Origin of the sequence: Stenotrophomonas sp. ATs4 (genome assembly GCF_051861585.1) — a bacterium.
GTDB classification, from domain to species: Bacteria; Pseudomonadota; Gammaproteobacteria; order Xanthomonadales; family Xanthomonadaceae; genus Stenotrophomonas; species Stenotrophomonas maltophilia_AS.
Window position 1 is genome coordinate 230,287 of the sequence record NZ_JBLYPK010000006.1, and the last position, 21,182, is coordinate 251,468.

General features: G+C 67.4%; 20 protein-coding genes. All 20 read right to left on the minus strand.

Translation table 11 applies throughout. The features are described from left to right. Position 1: 1 nt before the first annotated feature. Positions 2 to 742: a flagellar motor protein gene (locus ABR323_RS12775; protein ID WP_439449589.1), complete on the minus strand. Its 741-nt coding sequence runs from the start codon at positions 740 to 742 to the stop codon at positions 2 to 4. 120 nt (positions 743 to 862) lie between these two features. Further along, positions 863 to 2,689: a chemotaxis protein CheA gene (locus tag ABR323_RS12780; protein ID WP_439449590.1), complete on the minus strand. Its 1,827-nt coding sequence runs from the start codon at positions 2,687 to 2,689 to the stop codon at positions 863 to 865. A 2-nt stretch (positions 2,690 to 2,691) separates the two neighbouring features. Next, positions 2,692 to 3,297 (minus strand): protein phosphatase CheZ, encoded by a 606-nt coding sequence (locus ABR323_RS12785; RefSeq protein WP_135273525.1) that lies wholly within the window; start codon positions 3,295 to 3,297, stop codon positions 2,692 to 2,694. After that, the gene (cheY, locus tag ABR323_RS12790) at positions 3,297 to 3,689 is read right to left on the minus strand and encodes a chemotaxis response regulator CheY (protein WP_006365466.1); all 393 of its coding nucleotides are present in this window, start codon (positions 3,687 to 3,689) and stop codon (positions 3,297 to 3,299) included. Before cheY ends, ABR323_RS12785 begins: the two co-directional genes overlap by 1 nt. Positions 3,690 to 3,746: 57 nt before the next feature. Further along, entirely contained in the window at positions 3,747 to 4,490 is a 744-nt protein-coding gene (locus ABR323_RS12795) for an RNA polymerase sigma factor FliA (protein ID WP_135273526.1), read from the minus strand. Continuing rightward, positions 4,487 to 5,374: a MinD/ParA family ATP-binding protein gene (locus ABR323_RS12800; protein WP_065723213.1), complete on the minus strand. Its 888-nt coding sequence runs from the start codon at positions 5,372 to 5,374 to the stop codon at positions 4,487 to 4,489. The genes ABR323_RS12795 and ABR323_RS12800 overlap by 4 nt, the downstream gene beginning before the upstream one ends. Next, positions 5,361 to 6,977 (minus strand): flagellar biosynthesis protein FlhF, encoded by a 1,617-nt coding sequence (gene flhF, locus ABR323_RS12805; RefSeq protein ID WP_439449591.1) that lies wholly within the window; start codon positions 6,975 to 6,977, stop codon positions 5,361 to 5,363. The genes ABR323_RS12800 and flhF overlap by 14 nt, the downstream gene beginning before the upstream one ends. A 145-nt stretch (positions 6,978 to 7,122) precedes the next feature. Next, positions 7,123 to 9,183 (minus strand): flagellar biosynthesis protein FlhA, encoded by a 2,061-nt coding sequence (gene flhA / locus ABR323_RS12810; protein ID WP_206141074.1) that lies wholly within the window; start codon positions 9,181 to 9,183, stop codon positions 7,123 to 7,125. Positions 9,184 to 9,227: 44 nt separating this feature from the next. After that, positions 9,228 to 10,358 (minus strand): flagellar biosynthesis protein FlhB, encoded by a 1,131-nt coding sequence (gene flhB, locus ABR323_RS12815; protein WP_135273529.1) that lies wholly within the window; start codon positions 10,356 to 10,358, stop codon positions 9,228 to 9,230. Positions 10,359 to 10,536: 178 nt separating this feature from the next. Further along, on the minus strand, positions 10,537 to 12,786 hold the full coding sequence (locus ABR323_RS12820; protein WP_439449592.1) for a CocE/NonD family hydrolase: 2,250 nt from the start codon (positions 12,784 to 12,786) through the stop codon (positions 10,537 to 10,539). 96 nt (positions 12,787 to 12,882) lie between these two features. Beyond that, positions 12,883 to 15,018: a putative bifunctional diguanylate cyclase/phosphodiesterase gene (locus ABR323_RS12825; RefSeq protein ID WP_439449593.1), complete on the minus strand. Its 2,136-nt coding sequence runs from the start codon at positions 15,016 to 15,018 to the stop codon at positions 12,883 to 12,885. Positions 15,019 to 15,182: 164 nt separating this feature from the next. Further along, positions 15,183 to 15,974 carry a flagellar biosynthetic protein FliR gene (fliR, locus tag ABR323_RS12830; RefSeq protein ID WP_006365558.1) on the minus strand — a complete coding sequence of 264 codons (792 nt, stop codon included), beginning with the start codon at positions 15,972 to 15,974 and terminating at the stop codon, positions 15,183 to 15,185. Between the two features lie 13 nt (positions 15,975 to 15,987). Next, the gene (locus tag ABR323_RS12835; RefSeq protein WP_005413254.1) at positions 15,988 to 16,257 is read right to left on the minus strand and encodes a flagellar biosynthetic protein FliQ; all 270 of its coding nucleotides are present in this window, start codon (positions 16,255 to 16,257) and stop codon (positions 15,988 to 15,990) included. 76 nt (positions 16,258 to 16,333) lie between these two features. Beyond that, complete coding sequence (fliP, locus tag ABR323_RS12840) at positions 16,334 to 17,113, minus strand: flagellar type III secretion system pore protein FliP (RefSeq protein ID WP_135273533.1); 780 nt, start codon at positions 17,111 to 17,113, stop codon at positions 16,334 to 16,336. Between the two features lies 1 nt (position 17,114). Then, positions 17,115 to 17,513, minus strand: coding sequence for a flagellar biosynthetic protein FliO (gene fliO, locus ABR323_RS12845; RefSeq protein WP_206141075.1), 399 nt, complete (start codon positions 17,511 to 17,513; stop codon positions 17,115 to 17,117). Positions 17,514 to 17,530: 17 nt separating this feature from the next. Continuing rightward, entirely contained in the window at positions 17,531 to 17,866 is a 336-nt protein-coding gene (gene fliN, locus ABR323_RS12850; protein WP_005409543.1) for a flagellar motor switch protein FliN, read from the minus strand. Beyond that, positions 17,863 to 18,867, minus strand: a complete 1,005-nt coding sequence (gene fliM, locus ABR323_RS12855) for a flagellar motor switch protein FliM (protein WP_135273535.1) — start codon at positions 18,865 to 18,867, stop codon at positions 17,863 to 17,865. Before fliM ends, fliN begins: the two co-directional genes overlap by 4 nt. A 10-nt stretch (positions 18,868 to 18,877) precedes the next feature. Beyond that, positions 18,878 to 19,393 (minus strand): flagellar basal body-associated FliL family protein, encoded by a 516-nt coding sequence (locus tag ABR323_RS12860; RefSeq protein ID WP_135273536.1) that lies wholly within the window; start codon positions 19,391 to 19,393, stop codon positions 18,878 to 18,880. Between the two features lie 174 nt (positions 19,394 to 19,567). Continuing rightward, complete coding sequence (locus tag ABR323_RS12865; protein WP_439449594.1) at positions 19,568 to 20,713, minus strand: flagellar hook-length control protein FliK; 1,146 nt, start codon at positions 20,711 to 20,713, stop codon at positions 19,568 to 19,570. Then, a complete protein-coding gene (gene fliJ, locus ABR323_RS12870; RefSeq protein WP_135273539.1) occupies positions 20,713 to 21,180 on the minus strand; it encodes a flagellar export protein FliJ in 468 nt (155 codons plus the stop codon). Before fliJ ends, ABR323_RS12865 begins: the two co-directional genes overlap by 1 nt. Positions 21,181 to 21,182: the final 2 nt, after the last annotated feature.

A 21,182-nucleotide genomic window follows, 5' to 3' on the forward strand; every position in this document is an offset into this window, starting at 1 on the left:
GTCAGTGCAGGAAGCCGGAAAGGTTGGTTTCGATGTTGCGCGGGTTCTCGCCCTGGGCGATCGAGATCAGGCCTTCGATGACCATTTCGCGGTCGCGGGTATTGTGCGAGATCACACTCTTGAGCTTGGCGGCGATCGGCAGGAACAGCAGGTTGGCCGAGGCAATGCCGTAGATGGTTGCGGTGAACGCAGCGGCAATGCCGTGGCCGAGCTTGCTCGGATCGGCGAGGTTCTTCATCACCGCGATCAGGCCGAGCACGGCACCGATGATGCCGAGGGTAGGGGCGTAGATCCCCATCGCCTCGAAGACCTTGGCGCCGGCGTGGTCCTGATGCTCCTGGCTGCCCAGTTCGATCTCCAGCATGTGCCGGATCGATTCGGGCTCGACACCGTCGACCAGCAGCTGCAGGCCCTTGCGCAGGAACGGGTCCTGCTGTGCCTCCACCTGTGCTTCCAGGCCCAGCAGGCCCTGGCGGCGGGCGATGTTGCTCCACTCGACAATCTGCTGGATCAGTTCGCGGCGGTCGCTGTGCGGCGGCCGCACGACCCAGCGCACGATCTTGAACGCATGCTTGAACACCGCTGGCGAGGTGTGCAGCAGGATGGCGGCGACGGTTCCGACGATGACGATCACAAACGCGGCAGGCGACCACAGTGACGCCAGGCCGGCGCCCTTGAGGATGCTGCCGCCGACCAGTGAGGCCAGGGCGAGAAAGAGTCCAATGAGGCTGAGTCTATCCATGGGTCCGGTATCGGCTTGTGTGAATGGGACTTGAGACACCGGGGAATCGTGTACAGACGGTGGTCACAGTTTCCGGGCCGCCGGGCATGGCCCGGCGCTACCGTCAGTGGTGGGCGGGCGTCATCGCAACCCGTCCACGTCCAGGATCAGGGCCATGCGACCATCACCGATCAGGGTTGCACCTGCGTAACCGGCCAGACCCCGCAATGCCTTGGGCAATGGCTTGATGACCACTTCCTCGCGCCCGCGCACCTGGTCCACGACCAGGCCGAAACGGGCTTCACCGGCCTGCAGCACAACGATGGTCAGCAGGGGCGAGGCGGCCGGCGTCACATCCAGCCACTGGCGAAGATCGACCAGCGGCAGGGTGTGCGAGCGGCGATCGAGCACGGCACGGCCATCGAACCAGCCCAGCGAGGTGCGCGGCGCATGCAGCACTTCCATCACACGCGCCAGCGGCAGCGCGTAGACGTCTTCGCCGGCCTGCACCAGCAGGGTCGGCAGGATCGCCAGGGTCAGCGGTACGCGGATCAGGAAGCGGCTGCCGCGGCCCAGTTCCGACTGGATCTGGATCTGGCCGCTCAGTTCGCGGATGCGCGACTGCACCACGTCCATGCCCACGCCACGGCCGGAGATGTCGGTGACCTGCTGCTTGGTCGAGAACCCGGGCAGGAACACCAGATGCAGGCATTCCTCGCTGCTGAGGCGTGCAGCGGCTTCTGGATCGATCAGGCCCTTCTCGCGTGCCTTCGCTCGCAGCTTCTCCGGGTCGATGCCGGCGCCGTCGTCCTGCACCTCGATGCTGACGTAGTCGCCTTCCTGCTGTGCCGACAGGCGTACGTGGCCCATTCGCGGCTTGCCCTGCGCTTCACGCAGCTCGGGCATCTCCACGCCATGGTCGATGGCGTTGCGAACCAGGTGCACCAGCGGGTCGGCAAGGGCTTCGACCAGGTTGCGGTCGAGCTCGGTCTCTGCGCCGATCAGCTCCAGGTCCACTTCCTTCTTCAACGAGCGGGCGACATCACGCGCGACCTTGGGGAAGCGCGAGAACACCTTGCCCACCGGTTGCATGCGGGTGCGCATCACCGCCGACTGCAGGCGTGCGGTGGCGATGTCCAGGGTCGAGACCGCGCGGTCCAGCTCTTCGTCGCGCAGGCGCGCACGCAGGGTCTTCAACCGATTGCGTGACAGCACCAGTTCGCCGATCAGGTTGACGATCGCGTCCAGGCGCTTGGTGTCCACGCGCACGGTGTGCTCGGCTTCGGCCAGCGGTTTGGCCGCCGGCTTTGCTGCCGGAGCAGGTGCGGGTGGGCGCGGTGCGGGCGGTTGTGCCGCGGGCACGGCGGCGACCGGTTGGGTGCCGGGTGCGGCGCCGCCATGCAGCTGGTCGAGCAGCGCTTCGAATTCGTCTTCGCTGATCAGTCCGTCGTCGGCCTTCTTCGCTGCAGCAACCGCGGTCGGAGCGTTGCCGCCATGCAGCTGGTCGAGCAGGGCCTCGAACTCATCGTCGGTGATCAGGTCGCTGCCAGCGGCGGCGGGCGCAGCGGCGACCGACGGGGTGGCGGCACCACCGTGCACATCGAACTGCGCGATCAGTTCCGGCGGCGCGTAGCCCGGTTCAGTGCCCGAGGACACGGCATCCAGCATCGACTGCAGGTAATCCAGAGATTGCTGGGCCGCATCGAAATGATGGGCCTGCAACACGGCCTGGCCGGCACGCGCAGCGCCGAGGGCTTCTTCGGCGGCATGACACAGCTCGACCATCGCGGTGACGCCAAGGAAGCCGGCGCCGCCCTTGAGCGTGTGGTAGCCGCGGAACACCGCGTTGAGTTGTTCGGTGTCCTGCGGTGCCTGCTCCAGCGACACCAGCTGTTCGCCGAGGCGATCCAGGATTTCCTGTGCCTCGATGATGAAATCGGCAGTGATGTCGTCGGATACCGCGCTCATGCTTACAGCCCCAGGTCCGACAACAGGTCGTCGGCGTCGTTCTGCGAGACCGCGTGGCGGTCCAGTCCCTTCAATGCCGGCCCGGCCAGTTCCGGGTCGGTGCGATGCTGTTCCGGCGGCAGACCGAGTGCGCCGAAGCCTTCGTGCACGCGGCGGACGATGCCGACCACGCGACGGATGATCTGCCCGGTCAGGTCCTGGTAGCTCTGGGTCAGGGCGATCTCGGTCAGGTTGTGGCGGATGCGCTCCAGCTGCGCGTCCTGGCCCGGCTGCAGGCCTTCGGCACGCAGTTGTTCGGTCAGGCTGCGGCATTCCTCGGCCAGGTCCAGGGTGCGGTGGGTGGCCTGTTCGGTCATCGCCACCACGTGGTCCAGGCGCGCGCAGGCGTCGTCCAGCTCGCCGGCTTCGTCGGGCACGGTCGGCAGTTCACCCAGCGCCTGTCCCAGCTCGCGGGCCAGCCGCGAAAGGCCGCTCATCATCGGCTGCGTGCGCAGCGCGACCAGTCCGTCGATGCGCTGCCGCCACGCGGCCTCGTCTCCCGACTCGAGTGCGTCCAGGGCTTCCTGCAGGCGCAGGGCGAGGGCGCTCTTGTCGACCGTGGTATCCATCAGGCGCTGGCCGCCAGGCGTTCGAAGATCTTGCCGAGCTTCTCTTCCAGCGTCTGCGCCGTGAACGGCTTGATGATGTAGCCGTTCACGCCGCTCTGGGCGGCTTCGATGATCTGCTCGCGCTTGGCTTCGGCGGTGACCATCAGTACCGGCAGGGTCTTCAGCTTGGCATCGGCGCGGATCGCCTTGAGCAGTTCGATGCCGGTCATCACCGGCATGTTCCAGTCAGTGACCACGAAATCGAACGGCTGGCTCTGCAGCAGCGACAGCGCGGCATGCCCGTCCTCGGCTTCGGCGGTGTTGGTGAAGCCCAGATCGCCCAGCAGGTTCTTGACGATTCGACGCATGGTCGAGAAGTCGTCGACGATCAGGATGCGCATGTTCTTGTTCAAAGCAGAGTTCCTTTGTTGTTCAGTCCGGGTGGCCGGGGGCAGCCACCTCGGGCATGTTCATTCTTCGAGGCCTGCGTCGGCAGCCTCGAACAGCTTCAGCCGGCCACGCAGGCGCAGCACTGCCTGGCCGTGGATCTGGCAGACCCGCGATTCACTCACGCCAAGCACCGCGCCGATCTCCTTCAGGTTCAGCTCCTGCTCGTAGTAGAGCGACAGCACCAGCTGCTCACGCTCGGGCAGATGGCCGATGGCCTTGCCCAGCTCGCGGCCGAACTCGCCGCGTTCCAGCACCTGCTGCGGGGTCGGGCCACCCTGGGTGACGGTATCCAGCTCGCCCTGGTCTTCGATGCGCGACTCCAGGCTCAGCACCTGGCCGCGCGCGGCGTCTTCCATCAACCGCAGGTATTCGGGCAGTGGCATTTCCATCGCTGCAGCCACTTCGGTGGCGCTGGCAGCGCGGCCACTGCTCTGCTCCAGGCGGCGGATGGTGGCAGCGGCATCGCGGGCGCGGCGGTGTACCGAGCGCGGCACCCAGTCGCCACGGCGGATCTCGTCGATCATCGAGCCGCGAATGCGGATCGATGCATAGGTCTCGAACGAGGCGCCCTGGTCGGCGTCGTAGCTGCGCGAGGCTTCGATCAGGCCCATCATGCCGGCCTGGATCAGGTCATCGACCTCGACGCTGGCGGGCAGGCGTGCCGCCAGGTGGTGGGCGATGCGCCGCACCAGGTCCGAATGCTGGGCGATGACTTCGTTCGCCGCCGAGCGCTGCACTTCCCTGTACTGGGCTGCGCCTTTCATGCCGTCACCCCGCGTTGCTTGAGGATGCGTTCGAGGAAGAATTCGACGCCGCCACGCGGTTCGGTCGGCGCCTGCCAGCGGGCGGTACGGCGCGCGATCTCGGTGATCGCCAGGGCGGCCGGGCTGGACGGATAGGCCTTCACCACCGGCTGCTGGCGCTGCACCGACAGGCGCAGCCAGTCATCCTGCGGCACGCAGCCCAGGTAATTCAGCGACACATCGGCAAGGAACTTCTCGCAGACGCGGGTCAGCTTTTCGTACAGCACGCGGCCTTCGTTGGGGTCGCGCACCATGTTGGCCACCACCTGGATACGGTCCACGCCACGTTCGCGCGACAGCACCTTGATCAGTGCGTAGGCGTCGGTGATCGAGGCCGGCTCGTCACAGACCACCACCACGGTGTCCTGTGCGGCCTGGCAGAAGGTCAGTACGCCATCGTTGATGCCGGCGGCAGTGTCCACCACCATGATGTCCAGTTCGCGTTCCAGCTCGGAAAACACGTTGACCAGGCCGACGTGCTCGGCCGGGGCCAGCTCGGCCATGTGCCGGCGGCCGGACGCGGCCGGGACCACCAGCACGCCGTTCGGGCCTTCGACGATGACGTCGTCCAGCGAGCAGCGGCCGGCGACCAGGTCGGCCAGCGTGAAGGTGGGGTTCAGTCCCAGGATCACGTCGATGTTGGCCAGGCCGAGGTCGGCGTCCAGCAGCAGCGTGCGCTTGCCCATGCCGGCCAGCGCCACGGCCAGGTTGGCCGAAACGTTGGTCTTGCCCACGCCGCCCTTGCCGCCAGTGACCGCAATGGTGCGCACAGGGCCGAGCGGCTCGCTGCGGGTGGCCGACAGCGGGAAGGTCTTGGTCAGCTTGGCGTACTCACGCGACGGCATGGTTCAACTCCGGGTTGCAGGGCATATCGGCCGCGCGGCGCAAATCTTCAAGGCGAAGTACGAGATTGGCTGCACTGGCCCGGTGCAGGTCCTCCGGAACGTCCTGGCCATCGGTCACCCAGGTGATCGGCAGGGCGTGGTCCACGGCCACCGACAGGGCGTTGCCGAAGCGGCCGGTCTCGTCCAGCTTGCTCAGTACCAGGCCCTGCAGGTTGGCCGCGCCGAAGCGGCGGACCACCTCGTCCATGTCACCGAAGCTGGTATTGGCTGGCAGCACCAGCAGGGTGCGCACCTGGCGGGCGGCACGCAGCCACTGCAGCTGGGCAGCCAGTGCGCGGTCGCGCGGGCCCAGGCCGGCGGTGTCGATCAGCACCAGCTTGTAGTCCTTCAGGCGCTCCAGCAGCTGGTCCAGGTCGGTGCCGCTGTTGGCCTCGTGCACCGCAATGCCGAGCTGGCGGCCGTAGCCGTACAGCTGTTCACGCGCACCGATGCGGGTGGTGTCGGTGGTGACCAGGGCGACGTCACGCGGTGCGTGCTTTTCGGCGAAACGCGAGGCCAGCTTGGCGATGGTGGTGGTCTTGCCGGCGCCGGTCGGACCGACCAGCGCGATCACCCCGCCTTCCTCCAGCGGATCGACCGGAGCGATCGGCAGCTTGCGCGAAATGAGCCCCAGCATCAGGCCGCGGCCGCGGTGAGCGTCGGTCTCCAGCGGAATCTGCATGGCCACGTCGCGGGCCAGGCCGGCGTCGAAGCCGTACTCGTCCATCAGGTCCAGCGCGGTGGCGCGCACCGGGCAGCCACGCAGGCGCTCGTCGGTGAATCGGTTCATCTCGCGCTCGATCACGTGGCGCATGCCGGCCACTTCCTGGCGCAGCTGTCGGATCTCGGCATCGTCCTGGGCGACCACGGTCAGCACCGGCGCCGGTGCGAGGGCCGGTTCCGGGGCGGTGTCGGCGATTGCGCCCACCCGCGACGGTTCGTCGGCCAAGGCCTGCGGCTGCGCGTCGGCCACAACGTTGCCCGGCAGCGGTGGCGGCTGCACGGCGGTGGCCGGGTTCTGCGGGTGATCAGCGTGCGGCGGGTCGATCTGGAAGCGGGCGCGGTTGGCAGGCGCGATCGTGGTGGAAGCGGCGACAGCGTCTGCAAACGGGCCGAACGCCTGTTCCGCTCGCGCCGGTTCATTGACGGCGGCACGCGCCAGCGTTGCGGCGAAACCGGTGCTGCCGCGGGTCGGCACGATCTCGTCGGCGCTGTCCAGGGTGCGGCCAGTGGCGCCGACCGCAGCGCGGGCGAGGGCGGCCACGGCCGAGGTGGTCGCAGCCACCGGTTCCGGTGCCGGGGTGCTGCTGCGGCGGCGGGTGACGGCAGCGATCACCGCGTCGGCAGCGGTGCGCGGCTTCGGTGCCGGCGGCGGGGCAATGTCACGACGCGAGGCTTCCAGTGCACGCTGCACGGCGCTTTCATCGTAGTTGGCGGCGGCGACGATCTCGATGCCTTCCTCGATCCGGCGGTTGGACAGGATCACGGCGTCAGGACCATGTTCCTTGCGCACCAGGTTCATGGCCGAGCGCATGTCGGCGGCGACGAATCGTTTGATTTTCATGCTGTGGTCACGGGACGAAGACGGCGGGGTGGCGGTCGGAGAACTCGGGTGGTCGGTGGTCTGCACGGTGCGGGTTCCCCTTGGTATCTGTCTGTTGCGTTGGTTCGAAAGTGGTGTCTGTTTTCTGGCGCATTGGAGGGCGGCGTCAGCTGATCGTTCCGACCAGCTTCAGGCGCTTGTCCTCCGGCACCTCGCTGTAGGCCAGGACCGACAGCGACGGGACGCTGTGGCGGACCAGGCGGGCCAGCGCGGCGCGCACCGGCCCGGGCACGAGTACAACCGCGGGCTCGTTGCGGGCTTCCTGCTTGCTGACACATTCGGCCAGGCTCTGGTGCAGTCGCTCAGCGAGTCCGGGTTCCAGCGCGGCGCCGTTGCCCTGCGTGGACTCCTGCAAGACACGTTCCAATTGTGGGTTGAGCGTGAACACCGGCAGCTCCGCCGACATTCCGGCGATCTCCTGCACAATGAAGCGGCCCAGCGCGGTGCGCACGGCGGCAGTCAGCGCGGCCGGGTCCTGGCTGCTGGGCGCGTGTTCCACCAGTGCCTCGGCGATCTTGCGCAGCTGGCGGATCGGAATGCGTTCGACCAGCAGGTTCTGCAGCACGCGCACCACCGCCGACAGCGGCAAGGCCTTCGGCGTCAGATCTTCGACGAGCTTGGGGGCGCTCTTGGCCAGGTTGGCCAGCAGGTGCTGCACTTCTTCGTGGCCGAGCAGTTCCGGCGCGTGTTCGCGGATCAGGTGCGAGAGGTGGGTGGCAACCACGGTGGCCGGATCGACCACGGTGTAGCCGAGCGTCTCGGCCTGGGCACGCTGGTGCGGCTGGATCCAGGTCGCATCCAGGCCGAAGGCGGGATCCTTGCCGGCGATGCCTTCCAGCGCACCGAGCGCGCTGCCCGGGTCCAGCGCCAGCTCACGGTCCGGATGGATCTCGGCGGTGGCCACCGGCACGCCGTGCACCAGCACGCGATAGCCGTTGGCCGGCAGTTCCAGGTTGTCGCGGATGTGCACCGACGGGATCAGGAAGCCGACATCCTGGGTCAGCTTGCGGCGCACGCCTTTGATCCGCGCCATCAGTTCGCCGCCCTGGTTGCTGTCTACCAGCGGGATCAGCCGGTAGCCGACCTCCAGCCCCAGCGGATCGACCGGACGCAGCTCGTCCCAGCTCAGTTCCGCGGTCGGTGCCGGTGCGGCCGGGCGGCCCAGCGCATTGAGCGCGGCGGCGTCATTGCTGCCGGCTGCCGTATCGGTAGCCGCGGCCTTGCCCTTGCGGTACACCTTCCAGGCGATGAAGCCGAGGATGGCGGCCAGCGTCAGGAAAGCGACGTTGGGCATGCCCGGTACCAGGCCGACCACGCCGAGGATGCCGGCGGTGATGGCCAGCGCGCGGTACTGGCCGAATACCTGGCCGGTCATCGCCTGGGCCATGTCCTGCGAGCGCGAGGCGCGGGTGACCAGCATCGCCACGGCACTGGAGACCAGCAGGGCCGGCAGCTGCGCCACCAGGCCGTCACCGATGGACAGCAGGGTATAGGTTGCAGCGGCGTCGCCGAACGGCATGCCATGCTGCAGCACGCCCACGGCCAAGCCGCCCAGCATATTGATGAACAGGATCAGGATGCCGGCGATGGCGTCGCCACGGATGAACTTGCTGGCACCATCCATCGCGCCGTAGAAGTCGGCTTCCTCGCGGACTTCTTCGCGGCGCAGCTTGGCTTCTTCACGCGTCAGCAAACCGGCGTTGAGGTCAGCGTCGATCGCCATCTGCTTGCCGGGCATCGCATCGAGGATGAAGCGCGCGGTCACTTCCGAGACGCGGCCGGCACCCTTGGTGATGACCACGAAATTGATGATGGTCAGGATCGCAAACACCACGATGCCGACCGCGTAGTTGCCGCCGATCACGAATTCGCCGAAGGCGGCGATGACCTTGCCGGCTGCCTCGTGACCGTTCTGGCCGTTGAGCAGGATCACGCGGGTGGAGGCCACGTTCAGCGCCAGCCGCAGCATGGTGGTGACCAGCAGCACGATCGGGAAGATCGTGAAGTCCAGCGGGCGCTTCACATACACCACCGCCAGCAGCACCATCAGCGAGATGGCGATGTTGAAGGTGAACAGCGCATCGAGCACCGGCGCGGCCAGCGGCACCACGACCATGGCCAGCAGGGCCAGCACGATCAGCGGCGCGCCAAGGCCCTGACGGATCATTTCCAGGGCGCGGCGGGTGTTGAAGCCGGGGGAGGGCTGGGCGCTCACGGGCGGCCTCCCTTGCCGAATTCATCCACCTGGATGTGCGGGCTGTCCGGCATCGGGCCAGTGCGCCAGGCGCGCAGCTGGTAGACGTAGGACAGGACCTGGGCCACGGCCGAATACAGTCTCACGGGGATTTCCTTTCCGAGTTGGCCTTCCCGATACAAGGCGCGTGCCAAAGGCGGGGCAGAGACGATGGCGACCTTGTTGCCATCGGCCACTTCACGGATGCGCAGGGCGGTCTCGTCCACGCCCAGGGCGACCACCTTCGGAGCGTTCATGGCGCCGCCTTCGTACTTCAGTGCCACGGCATAGTGGGTCGGGTTGACCACCACCACGTCGGCAGTGGGCACCGCTTCCATCATCCGGCGGTTGGCCATCTGCTGCTGCAGCTGGCGGATGCGGCCCTTCACTTCCGGGCTGCCCTCGCTTTCCTTCATTTCCCGGCGCAGCTCTTCACGGGTCATCTTCAGCTTGCGCATCCAGTTCCAGCGCTGGTATGGGGCATCAATGGCCGCCAGCACCAGCATCGCGCCGGCGGTGGCCAGCAGCAGGCGCAGGGTGAAGCCGAGGCCGTCGGTGATGGCGGTCTCCAGCGGGTGGTGGATCAGGCCACGCAGGGTGTCGAAGCCGGTCCAGACCACCAGCCCGGCGGCAACGCCGACAAAGGCCACGCGCAACAGCGATTTGGTGAACTCGGCAATGGCCTCGGGGCCGTACAGGCGCTTGAGCCCGCTCATCGGGTTCATGCGGTTGATGTCGGGCATCATCGCCTTGGCCGACCAGCGCAGGCCGCCCATCACCAGTGGCGCGACGAAGCTGGCCAGCAGGCAGACCAGCACCAGCGGTGCGATCACCAGCATGAACTGCAGCAGCAGGTCGCCGAAGTGGCCGAACAGTTCCTTCGGGTTCTGCCGAAGGCTCTGTTCGGGGCTGAGCGCGTGCTTCATCCAGGCGCTGGCACCCCGACCGATCGAGCCGCTCATGGCCATCACCGCCAGCACGCCGGCGCCGAATACGGCGGCCGTGCCGAGTTCGCGCGAGCGCGGCAGGTTGCCCTGTTCACGGGCGTCGCGCAGGCGTTTTTCGGTAGGTTGTTCGGTCTTTTCGCCGGCGGATTCGTTCTCGGACATCACGGGCACTGCGGCAGGGGTTGCCGGGGTGCGTGCAAGAACTGTTCCGTGATGGGCCGTTGCGTATCCACGCATGGCGTGGATCTACCGAAGCACGGAACGGGGCGGCCCCATCCACGCATGGCGTGGATCTACCGAAGCACGGAACGGGGCGGCCCCATCCACGCATGGCGTGGATCTACTGGGGGGTGTCGCTGGCGGGGCGCAGGGGGATCGTCACCACGCTGTCGCTGTGCCAGTCCACCTGCAGCGGGGCGCCCGCATCGGCGACCGATTCGTCACTTACATCGCGGCCGGTGCCGTGGTTGACCTGGTGCATGGCGTCCTTCAGTACGTCCACCTTCACCAGCAGGCGGCTGCCTGCAGCCAGGCGGCGGGCGACCATGCGCGTCCGGTCGAAGGGCAGGTGGGTCCATTGGCCGGACTGCAGCAACTGGCGCGTGCTCGGGTCGCGCACGTGGCTGGCCCGGCCCATGTAGTAGGACAGCTGCATGCGGCGGCCATCGGCCATCAGCTCGTACAGGGTGACAGTGAAATCGAAGTCGCGCTTGTTGAGGCGGACCTTCAGGTCGCCGGAGAAGCTGCCCACCAGGTCCATCGGGCCGGTAAAGGGATCGCTGACAAAGGACAGCGCCGTATCCCTTTCGTCCTGTGCTGAGATGATCGGGAACGGGTAGTAGCCATGCCGCATTTCATTGCGGTCGGCCAGGTCCACGGTCTGCCTCAGCTGGCCCAGCGCTGGCGGCTGTTCCTGCAGGCGGTGGTAGCCATCGGGCGAAGCGGGTGCGGCCGAGAGGTGGTAGCGGCGGTGAGCACCTGCCGCGGCGTCCAGTGTTGCCGCATGCCCCCAGCGATTGCTGCCCATCAGCTGGTAGTTCACGCGGTCAGGCACCAGCGCCGGGCGAGGTGCGCCACGCAGCACATGGTCCAGCCACTGGAAGGTCACTGCAGGGGTGTCGAACTGTGCGGCAGGGTCGACCGTGTAGTCGCGCAGCTGCATCGGCTTGAGCGCCGACTGCGCACCGCGGTGGTCGTAGGGTCCGATCAGCAGGGCATGATCGGCATCGGGGCGGTGCCGCAGGTGGTCTTTGAAGTACTGCAGTGCCGAGATCTGCCCATCATCGTAGTAGCCGGTGATGGTCAGCACCGGGATGCGAATGTCGCTGAACTCACTGCCGTGCGGGACCATCGCCTGCCAGTAGGCATCGTACGTCGGGTGGTCGAGCCAGCGCTGCAGCCAGGGGTTCGGCGTGCCATCGACCTGGTCGATCTGCCGGTAGGGGCGTCCTGAGGCATACCAGCGTTGCGGCAGCTGCGACCAACGCTCGTCCTGGTCGTAGGTGTCGTTGTCCAGCATCGGGCCATTGGCCACATAGAACGCCCAGCCGTAGTTGGCGCTGAGGAATACATTGTTCTCCATCGGCAGACCCTGGCCGGGGATGGCGGCAACGTAGGGCACGATGGTCTTCAATGCGGGATGGTGATGGCGCGCCGCCGCCCAGGCGGTGAAGCCTTCGTAGCTGCCGCCATACATGGCGACCCGGCCATCGTTCCATGGCTGGTGGCTGATCCAGTCGATGGCCGCGTTGGCGTCCTCGCCGTCATGTTCGTAGGGAGCGATGGTGCCGGTGCCCTGGCCTTTGCCGCGCGCATCGACCACGATGCCGGCGTAGCCATGCGCGGCGGCCAGCAGCATCTTCTGCCGGTTCTTGGGTGGATCGGTGTAGATGGTGAACAGCATGGCCGCAGGCAGTGGCGCGGTGGCAGCGCGTGGCCGCGCCAGCTGGGCCGACAGCACCACGTCGCCGCCTGCGGGAATGCGCAAGGTGTCGTCGATGACGAAGCGACGCTGCTCTTCCGCGGTGACCAGTGCAGGGGCCCGTACGGCGGCCAGCGTCTGTGCGCGCAGTACCGCTTGCAGGCGGATCAGGTTCAGTGCAGTGGTTTCGGACAGCGCCGCAGCATCCTGCCCGGCGGCCAGGGCCTGCGCCAGCTGTGTACGGACCGGAGCGGGCTCGATGGCCAGTGCGGCGTCTGCCTGTACGGCGGCTACATCATCAAGGCGCGCGAACGCCGAATGGAATGCCCGCGCATAGGCCTGCGCGTCCTGCTCGCCGGCAGTGGCAAGCAACAGCATCGGTACCCAGCGCTGGGACGCTGCGCTGTCTCCGCCGTCCTCCAGTGCACGACGTGCCTGCTCGATGGCCTTGCGCGCTTCGGCGTTGCGACCTGTGACCAGCAGCGCGTGGCTGCGCTGCGCATCGGTCAGGGACGCAGACTTCAGCAGTTCGGTGCCCAGTGCCAGCAGGGCGGCGTCGGTCTGCGCAGGTGACGCACCCGCGGGCAGCGACCAAGGCAGATCGTCGGCCATCGCGTGGGCGCAGCTCAGGGCCAGCAGTAGACCAACAAGGGTGGTGCGTAGTGCCACGGGTTCTTCCTTGGATGACGGTGGAACGGCTCATCCACGCATGGCGTGGATCTACTGGGGATCGACACCCAATGGTAGCGCCGGGCGCGGGCTCGGCTACAGGGGAGCGTTGTCACTGGGCGGCGGGCTCTGCGCCAGCTCCACCCGCGGCCGCGGCAGATCGTGCAGCTGCATGAAGCGGGAGGCATCGACAGGGCGGCCGAGCAGGTAGCCCTGCAGGTAATCGCAGCCCAGTCGCTCCAGGTAGGCGCGCTGCGCGGCGGTTTCCACGCCTTCGGCCACGATGTCCATGTCCAGCGCGTGGCCCAGTGCCACGATGGCCGAGACGATCACCACGTCCTCGGCGCTGTGCTCCAGATCGCGCACGAAGGCGTGATCGATCTTGATCTCGGTGGCCGGCAGCCGCTTCAGGTACAGCAGGCTGGAATAGCCGGTACCGAAATCATCGATGGAGATGCCCACGCCCAGCGCCGACAGCGCCTGCAGCAGGCGCAGGCTGGTATCGGTATCGCGCATTACCGTGCTCTCGGTGATTTCCAGCACCAGATAGCGCGGGGTGATGCCGTAGCGATGCAGGACCTCGCGAACATCCTGCAGCAGGTGTGGCGAACTGAACTGGACCGGCGACAGATTCACCGACATCGACCAGCCTTCGTGGCCTGCGTCGTGCCAGCGGCGCAGCTGCTGGCAGGCCTGGTCGAGTGCCCAGCGCCCGATGTCATTGATCGCGCCGCTGCGCTCGGCCAGGCGGATGAAGCGGTCCGGCGGGATCAGCCCATGCTCCGGATGCCGCCAGCGGATCAGCGCCTCGGCCCCCGCCACTTTCTGCGTGGCCACACGGATCTTCGGCTGGTAGTGGAGAAACAGCTGCTCGCTGCCGATGGCCCGGCGCAGGTCGGCCAGCAGCCGGAACTGTTGCTCTGCGCTGTCGTTCATCCAATCGGCGAACAGCACGAATGCATTGCGCCCCGATTCCTTGGCCTGGTACATCGCCGCATCGGCGAAAGCCATCAGCTGCCGCTCGCTGGCGGCGTGGTCCGGGCAGATCGCCACGCCGATGCTGGCGGTCACCTGCAGTTCGTTGTCCGGCAGCAGCGGGCCGCTGCCGACCGCCTGCAGGATGCGCCGGGCAAGGGTCGGCAGGTCTTCGTCGTGTTCGATGCGCACCACCAGCACGAATTCGTCGCCGCCCAGGCGTGCCAGCATGTCGTTGGGCCGCAGCAGCTGGCGGGTGCGCTCGGCCACCGCCACCAGCAGCGCGTCGCCGGCCTGGTGGCCGTAGGCATCGTTGACCTGCTTGAAGCCGTCCAGGTCCATGAACATCACCGCGAACCGGCTGCCGCCCTGTTCGGCCTCGGCCAGTGCCTGCACGATGCGACGCTGCAACAGCAGGCGGTTGGGCAGGCGGGTCAGCGGGTCATGCAGCGCGGCCTGGGTCAGCTCCTGCTGGGCGTCGGTCAACGACGTGCTCAGCAGCGAATTGCGCAGGCGCAGCAGCTGCGCCTCCACGCGCTGGTCCAGCCACGACACCACCAGCACCACGGCCAGGATCGCCACGGTCAGCATCACCACCAGCATCGCCAGCCATTCGCTCTGCAGGCCGTCGCCCACCGCCGCACCGCAGATGCTGCCTTCCGGGAACCGCGCGGCCGCCATGCCGGTGTAGTGCATGCCGACAATGGCCAGCCCAAGCAGACCGGCCGCAGCCAGCCGGTCGCCGACACGGGTGCGCTGCGCACGCAGGCGGAACGCAACATACAGGGCCGTCCACGAAGCAGCGACCGCTACCATCAGCGAAAACAGCAGCCAGCCCGGGTCGTAGTCGATGCCCGGCTGCATGCGCATTGCAGCCATGCCGACGTAGTGCATGCCGGCAATGCCGGTACCCATCAGCAAGGCGCCGCCCGCCAGCCGCGGGTGCGGCAGGGTGCGCAGCGAGACCAGCCACAGCGCGAACACCGATGAGGCGATGGCCAGGGCGAGGGAGAGCAGGGTGATCGGCAGGTCATAGCCGAGCGGAATCGGCAGATCGAAGGCGAGCATGCCGATGAAATGCATCGACCAGATGCCCAGGCCCATGGCGAAGCCGCCACCGAGGCGCCACCACCATGCTGCACCCTTGCCGGGTGCGGTGACCGTGCGCCCGGCCATCGCCAGCGCCGTGTATGAGGCCATCACGGCGACCAGCAGCGAGATCGTCACCAGCCACGGGTTATACGTGCCTACCAGCATTCGTCAGTCTCCCGGACCTGCCTGTCGACGGAAACCACGGTGGGGCATGCATGAGGCAGGCCGACGCAGGGCGCCGGCCACGTGCGGCATCCCCCCGGTTGCCGCGCATTCACTCTAACGCGCAGACCGGGGGGAAGGGCAAGCAGTAAAACGTGATGATCGGGTCAGTGTGTGACCGCGTCCGCAGCCTGGAAGGCGGCGTCGAACAGGCGCTGCACCGGCGGGCCCATTTCGCCGGCCAGCAGGGCCAGCAGGAACAGGCCCAGCAGCAACGAGACCGGCAGGCCCAGCTGGATCGGATTCAGCGCCGGGGCCGCACGGGCTAGCACGCCGAACGCCAGGTTCACCGCCAGCATCGCCACGATCAGTGGAATGGCCAGGGTCAATGCGCCGCGCAGCACGGTCAGCAGGAAGGTCGGCGCGATGCTGAAGAACGCGTGCGGGTCCGGCAGCGGGGCGCCGATCGGCAGCGCCCGGTAGCTGTCCACCACCAGCGAGATCAGCGCCAGGTGCCCGTTGGCGGTGAAGAACAGCAGGCCGAACAACAGGTAGAACCACTGGCCGATCACGCCCGAGGTACCGCCACGCAGCGGATCGCTCATCTGCGCGAAGGCCAGGCCGGTGCCCTGGGCAATCAGTTCACCGGCCATTGCGCCGGCTTCGAACACCAGCCGCAGCAGAAAGCCGATGGACACGCCGATGGCCAGTTCGCGGGCGATGGTCAGGACGGTAGCGGCATCGAAGCCGGTCCAGTCCGGCACTGGCGGCAGCAGCGGTGCCAACGCGATGGCCAGGGTGCCGGCCAGCACCACGCGCACCCGCGCGGGAACGGCACGGGTACCGACCATCGGCATGGCCATGGCCACCGCACCGATGCGCAGCATGGTCCACAGCACGGTGCCGATCATGCCGAAGGCGTTCAATCCATCGGCGGCCATCTGGGTGGCGGCGTCCATCGAAGCGCGTGTCCTAGCCGATCAGGTGCGGAATGCGCTGGAACAGCAGCGTGGTGAATTCAACCAGATGGCCGATCAGCAGGCTGCCCAGTGCGAACAGCACTGCGGTGAGTGCTGCGGCCTTGGCGACGAAGGCGATGGTCGGTTCGTTGAGCTGGGTCGCGGCCTGCACCACGCCCACCACCACGCCCACCACCAGCACGGTGAGCAGCAGCGGGCCGGCCACCCACAACACGGTGATCAGGCCGCCACGCAGTTCGGTCAAGGCAAGTTCGGGAGACATCATGGTTCCATCGGTAGCGCCGGGCCATGCCCGACTGTGCTTCTGTAGAGTCGAGCCATGCTCGACTGCCTCTAAATCACGCCGGATTGAAGCTCGCCGCCAGCGTGCCGACGGTCAGCACCCAGCCATCGACCAGCACGAACAGCAGGATCTTGAACGGTGCCGACACCAGCATCGGCGACAGCATCATCATGCCCATCGACATCAGGACGCTGGCGACTACCAGGTCGATGATCACGAACGGGATGAAGATCAGGAAGCCTATTTCGAAGGCGGTCTTCAGCTCGCTGGTCACGAACGAAGCGACCAGCACCGGGAACGGGATCGCATCGGGGCTGGCGTAGGTGCCGTGCCCGGCAATGCCGGCGAAGGTCATCAGGTCGGTCTCGCGGATCTGCGCCAGCATGAAGGCGCGCAGCGGCGAGGTGGTCAGCGTCCAGGCGGTCTGGAAGTCGATCTCGCCATTGAGGTAGGGCGCCATGCCGGTGCTCCAGGACTTGTCCCAGGTCGGCAGCATGATCATTGCGGTGAGGAACAGTGCCAGGCCCAGCAGCACCTGGTTGGACGGCGTCTGCCCGGTGCCCAGCGCCTGGCGCAGCAGGCCCAGCACGATGATGATGCGGGTGAACGATGTCAGCACCAGCAGCATCGACGGGATCAGGGTGATCGCGGTCATCAGCAGCAGGGTCTGCAGCGGCAGGCTGACCGGTGCACCTCCGATCTTGCCGACATTGATGTCGGGCAGCGGCGTGGTCGGCGCGCCGGGGGCTGCGAAGGCCAGCGCCGGCAACAGGCACAGGGCAAGCAACAGCAGCCACGGCATCAGGGTGGCAAGACGGGTACGGGTGACACGCATGTCAGGGGTCCTTGCGCAGCCGCTGCTGCAGCAGCTGGGCGAAATTCGGCAGGTTCTTGAAGTCCGGCACGCGTACCGGGGCCGGCGGCGGCAGCGGTTCGGGCAGGGTGTGCAGGGTGTTGATGCCGCCAGCGGTCACGCCCAGCAGCAGCTGCTGGCCGTTGACCTCGACCACCACCACGCGTTCCTTGGCACCGACGCTCAGGCTGGCCACCAGCTTCATGCCTTCGGCAGGGCGGAAGCCGCTGCCGGGCAGGCGCTTGAGCAGCCAGCCCAGGCCGATGACCAGGGCCAGCACCGCCAGCAGTGCCAGCACCGCGCCGAACAGGCTCGGTGCGGCGGCCGCGTGCTGGCCGACCTGCGGGCCGATCGGGGCGGCGGCCTTGCCGACCGCCAGCAGGGTGGAGGCCAGCAGGCTCAACGCAGTCTCCGGATCCGTTCGCTCGGGCTGACCACGTCGGTCAGGCGCACGCCGAAGCGGTCATTGATCACCACCACTTCGCCGTGGGCGATCAGGGTGCCGTTGACGAACACATCCAGCGATTCGCCAGCGCCGCGCTCCAGTTCCACCACCGAGCCCTGGTTGAGCTGCAGCAGGTTGCGGATCGGCAAGCGGGCACGACCGACTTCCAGTGACAGGGTCACCGGCACATCGAGGATCACGTCCAGGTTCAGGTCCGGACCGTTCGCTTCATCGGCCTGCAGGCTGCTGAACTGGGCCGGGGTCGGTTCGAGGGCGTCGATATCGTTCATTGCGGGTCTTCCTGGATGACGGGTACGCGCGGACGGGTGCCGGGCGGATGGGTAGCGGTGATCTTCACGGCGTTCATGCCGTTGGCGACGCCGAACTCGCCGGTGAACACGGGGATGTTTTCCACGCACAGCGGCACCTGCGGGCTCAGGTCGATCGGCAGGATGTCGCCGACCTTCAGGCGGGTCAGGTCGCGCAGGGTCATGCGCTTGCTGGCCAGCACGCTGGACAGGGTCACCTCGGCGATGTTGAGCTGCTCGCGCAGGGTCTGGCCCCAGCTCTCGTCGCGGTCGTTGCGGTCGCTCTGGATGCCGGCGTCGAGCAGTTCACGGATCGGCTCCAGCATCGAATACGGCAGGGTCACGTGGATGTCGCCACCGCCGCCGTCGAGTTCGACATGCAGGCGGCAAACCACCACGTATTCGCGCGGCGTCACGATGTTGGCGAAGTGCGGGTTGATCTCCGAGTTGATGTATTCGAACTCGACATCCATCACCGGTGCCCAGGCCTCGCGCAGGTCGGCGAAGGTCTGCTTCAGCAGCAGGTGGATCACGCGCATTTCGGTGGCGGTGAATTCGCGGCCTTCGATACGGGTCGGGTAGCGTCCGTCGCCGCCGAAGAAGTTGTCGACGATGGCGAACACCAGCGTCGGCTCGAACACGATCAGGCCGGTGCCACGCAGCGGCTTGAAGCGGATCAGGTTGAGGTTGGTCGGTACATACAGCGAGTGCATGTAGTCGTTGAACTTGATCAGTTCGATACCGCGCACCGACAGTTCGGCCGAACGGCGGATCAGGTTGAACAGGCCGATCCGCCACAGCCGCGCGAAGCGCTCATGGACCATTTCCAGGGTCGGCATGCGACCTCGGATGATCCGGTCCTGGCTGGCGAAGTCGTATGAACGGGCTTCGCCTGAGGGCGGCTCCGCATCGGTCTCGACCGCGCCACTGTCCACGCCGTGGAGCAGGGCATCGATCTCGTCCTGGGACAGCAGATCATTCATCGGGAAGCCCTTACTGGGTCACGAAACTGGTGAACAGCAGATCGTCGGCGCCGTTGCTGCCGGTCTCGGCCTTGAGCACCTTCTGTACTTCGGCCAGCGACGCGGCCTGCAGTTTCTGTTTGCCGGCGATGTCGGCGATCTGATCCGGGCTGACCTGCGAGAACAGCATCAGCAGACGTGCGCGGATGGCCGGTGCGTGGGTCTTGATCGCTTCCAGCGCGGCCGGGTCACGGGTCATCAGCTGCACTTCCAGCTGCAGGTAGCGCGGGCCGTCGACCGGGCCATTGAGGTTGACCACGAAGGCCGGGTCCAGCGCGAAGTACTGGGCCGGGGCCGGGGTGGTGGTCTTCTTGGGAGCCTGAACGGTCTTGTCTTCACCCTTGGACTGGGTGAAGAACCAGACGCCGCCACCGGCGGCAGCGGCGGCCAGTACGGCGACCAGCGCAGTGATCAGGATCGGACTACGCGGCTTGGCGGCCTTGTCCTTCTCGGCGGTCTTCTTGGTTTTGTCTGCGGCTGCGGCCACGGGGTGAAGCTCCTGAGGGTTGCTTCACCGGGATATGCAAGGGGCGTGCCGGAGCCGGGGCCGAGGGCTGCGACGGAATTCCGTCGGGATGCCTGTATCGGTAGCGCCGGGCCATGCCCGGCGGAGGGTTGGGGCTCCGCCGGGCATGGCCCGGCGCTACCCGCTCGCGCGGTGTCAGGCGTAAGCGTCCAGCAACCCGCGCTGGCGGATCAGCTGGGCCGACGACACGCTGATGTCGCCCGGCGACGGTTCTCCGTCACCCGCCATGCCGCCGCCACCAGGCTGGCCTGACGCATTGCCGTCACCACCGGGTGCCTGATGGCCGACATCGGCGTGGGCCAGCTGGAAGCCTTGTTCACCCAGCAGCTCACGCAGGCGCGGCAGGCTGCTTTCCAGCGCCTGGCGCACATCCACGTGCGGGCTGCTGAAGCTGGCATGCACTTTGTCGCCGTTCAACTGCAGGCGCACATCGACCGGCCCCATGTCGTCCGGGCTCAGGCGGATATGGGCATGGCCGATCTTCTGGTCGGCCAACCAGCCCAGGCGGGCGCCGATAGCCTGGTCGAAGCCGTCGTCACCGAGCACTGGCTTCGGTGTCGGTTCCCCGTTGAAGATGGCGTTGCCCGTGGCCAGCGCGGCTTTCAGATCCTGCACGGCGGCGTTGCTCGGCGCGTGCAGCAGCGGCGCTGTGGCACGGTCACCAATGAGAGTTGCGTCGCTGCCTTCCCCACGCTCGCTGCGCTTGGCGGGCAGCACCAGCTCAGGCAACGGCAGAGTGGTCGCCTGGTCGGCGGCGCTGGAGGCGTTGCCGTCGGCGGTGGACGATGTGGTCGCCGCTGCTGCGGACGGCAGGGTTGCTGCGACCGGCAGTGCAGCGGGGGCCGGCAGCGCGTTGCCGTCTGCGTCGGTAGCCGTCGCTGCTGCTGGCAGGGCGGCGGCAGGATCGGCCGGTGTGGGTACTGCCAGCACCAGTCCGGCCAGGCCGAGCGGCGGCCAAGGGGCTTCTTCGGTCGCCGCGGGAGCGTCCTTTTCGGCAGCAGGCCTGGCTTGCGCTGTGGGCACCGTAGCTGCGGTGTCTTCGGGTGCGGCAGCGCTGTCCGGCCTGCGCTCGGCGCCGGCCTGGCCATTGCTGTCGGATGCCGGCCCCTGTGTGGACGGCGTTGGCGGGTTCGTGGGTTTCGAGGGTGCATCGGCGCCGGGCGAGCCACCCTGCAGCAGCTGGCTGAAGTCCTTGTTGCCATCACCGCGGGGCGCGCGCGTTGCGCTGCTGCCAGAATTCTGCGGCTGCGCGTTGGCGCTGCTGGCGAGCGGGGCGGGCATCACGCGCGGCCTCCCTGTTCACCGTCTTCCTGATCCTCGGCCTGTGCCAGCCGTGCACGGCGTGCGCCAATGTCGTCCATCTCGCGCTGGTCGCGGCGGTCGGTCACTACCTTTTCCTGAGCGCGGTAGCTGGCCGCCAGCTGCTCCAGCACGGCCTTGTCGCGGCTGGCCAAGATCAGCCGGGCGCGCTCGGCTTCCACCTTTTCGCGGTTGCCGTTGACCGTCGCCTGCTGCTGTTCGACCGCGCTGTCGAGGCGGTCCAGGAAGGCGCGACGGTTCAGCAGCTGGGCCGGGCTGGTTGCCGCCATCTGCGCGTTCGCATACTCCTCGGCATAGCGGCGCAGTTCATCCAGGCGCGACAAATGGGTGTCGAGCACGGTCTGGCGTTCGGCCAGGTCACGGGCGACGGCGTCCTCGTGTTCCTGGGCCCGCTTGAGCAGGGGATCGATGCGCTTGGACTGGTTCATGG

Bases quoted from the DNA above. Each gene is read 5' to 3' on its own strand.
- ABR323_RS12775 (WP_439449589.1), bottom strand. From the start codon at position 742: ATGGATAGACTCAGCCTCATTGGACTCTTTCTCGCCCTGGCCTCACTG.
- ABR323_RS12780 (WP_439449590.1), bottom strand. From the start codon at position 2,689: ATGAGCGCGGTATCCGACGACATCACTGCCGATTTCATCATCGAGGCA.
- ABR323_RS12785 (WP_135273525.1), bottom strand. From the start codon at position 3,297: ATGGATACCACGGTCGACAAGAGCGCCCTCGCCCTGCGCCTGCAGGAA.
- ABR323_RS12795 (WP_135273526.1), bottom strand. From the start codon at position 4,490: ATGAAAGGCGCAGCCCAGTACAGGGAAGTGCAGCGCTCGGCGGCGAAC.
- ABR323_RS12800 (WP_065723213.1), bottom strand. From the start codon at position 5,374: ATGCCGTCGCGTGAGTACGCCAAGCTGACCAAGACCTTCCCGCTGTCG.
- flhF (WP_439449591.1), bottom strand. From the start codon at position 6,977: ATGAAAATCAAACGATTCGTCGCCGCCGACATGCGCTCGGCCATGAAC.
- flhA (WP_206141074.1), bottom strand. From the start codon at position 9,183: ATGATCCGTCAGGGCCTTGGCGCGCCGCTGATCGTGCTGGCCCTGCTG.
- flhB (WP_135273529.1), bottom strand. From the start codon at position 10,358: ATGTCCGAGAACGAATCCGCCGGCGAAAAGACCGAACAACCTACCGAA.
- ABR323_RS12825 (WP_439449593.1), bottom strand. From the start codon at position 15,018: ATGCTGGTAGGCACGTATAACCCGTGGCTGGTGACGATCTCGCTGCTG.
- fliR (WP_006365558.1), bottom strand. From the start codon at position 15,974: ATGGACGCCGCCACCCAGATGGCCGCCGATGGATTGAACGCCTTCGGC.
- ABR323_RS12835 (WP_005413254.1), bottom strand. From the start codon at position 16,257: ATGTCTCCCGAACTTGCCTTGACCGAACTGCGTGGCGGCCTGATCACC.
- fliP (WP_135273533.1), bottom strand. From the start codon at position 17,113: ATGCGTGTCACCCGTACCCGTCTTGCCACCCTGATGCCGTGGCTGCTG.
- fliN (WP_005409543.1), bottom strand. From the start codon at position 17,866: ATGAACGATATCGACGCCCTCGAACCGACCCCGGCCCAGTTCAGCAGC.
- fliM (WP_135273535.1), bottom strand. From the start codon at position 18,867: ATGAATGATCTGCTGTCCCAGGACGAGATCGATGCCCTGCTCCACGGC.
- ABR323_RS12865 (WP_439449594.1), bottom strand. From the start codon at position 20,713: ATGCCCGCCCCGCTCGCCAGCAGCGCCAACGCGCAGCCGCAGAATTCT.
- fliJ (WP_135273539.1), bottom strand. From the start codon at position 21,180: ATGAACCAGTCCAAGCGCATCGATCCCCTGCTCAAGCGGGCCCAGGAA.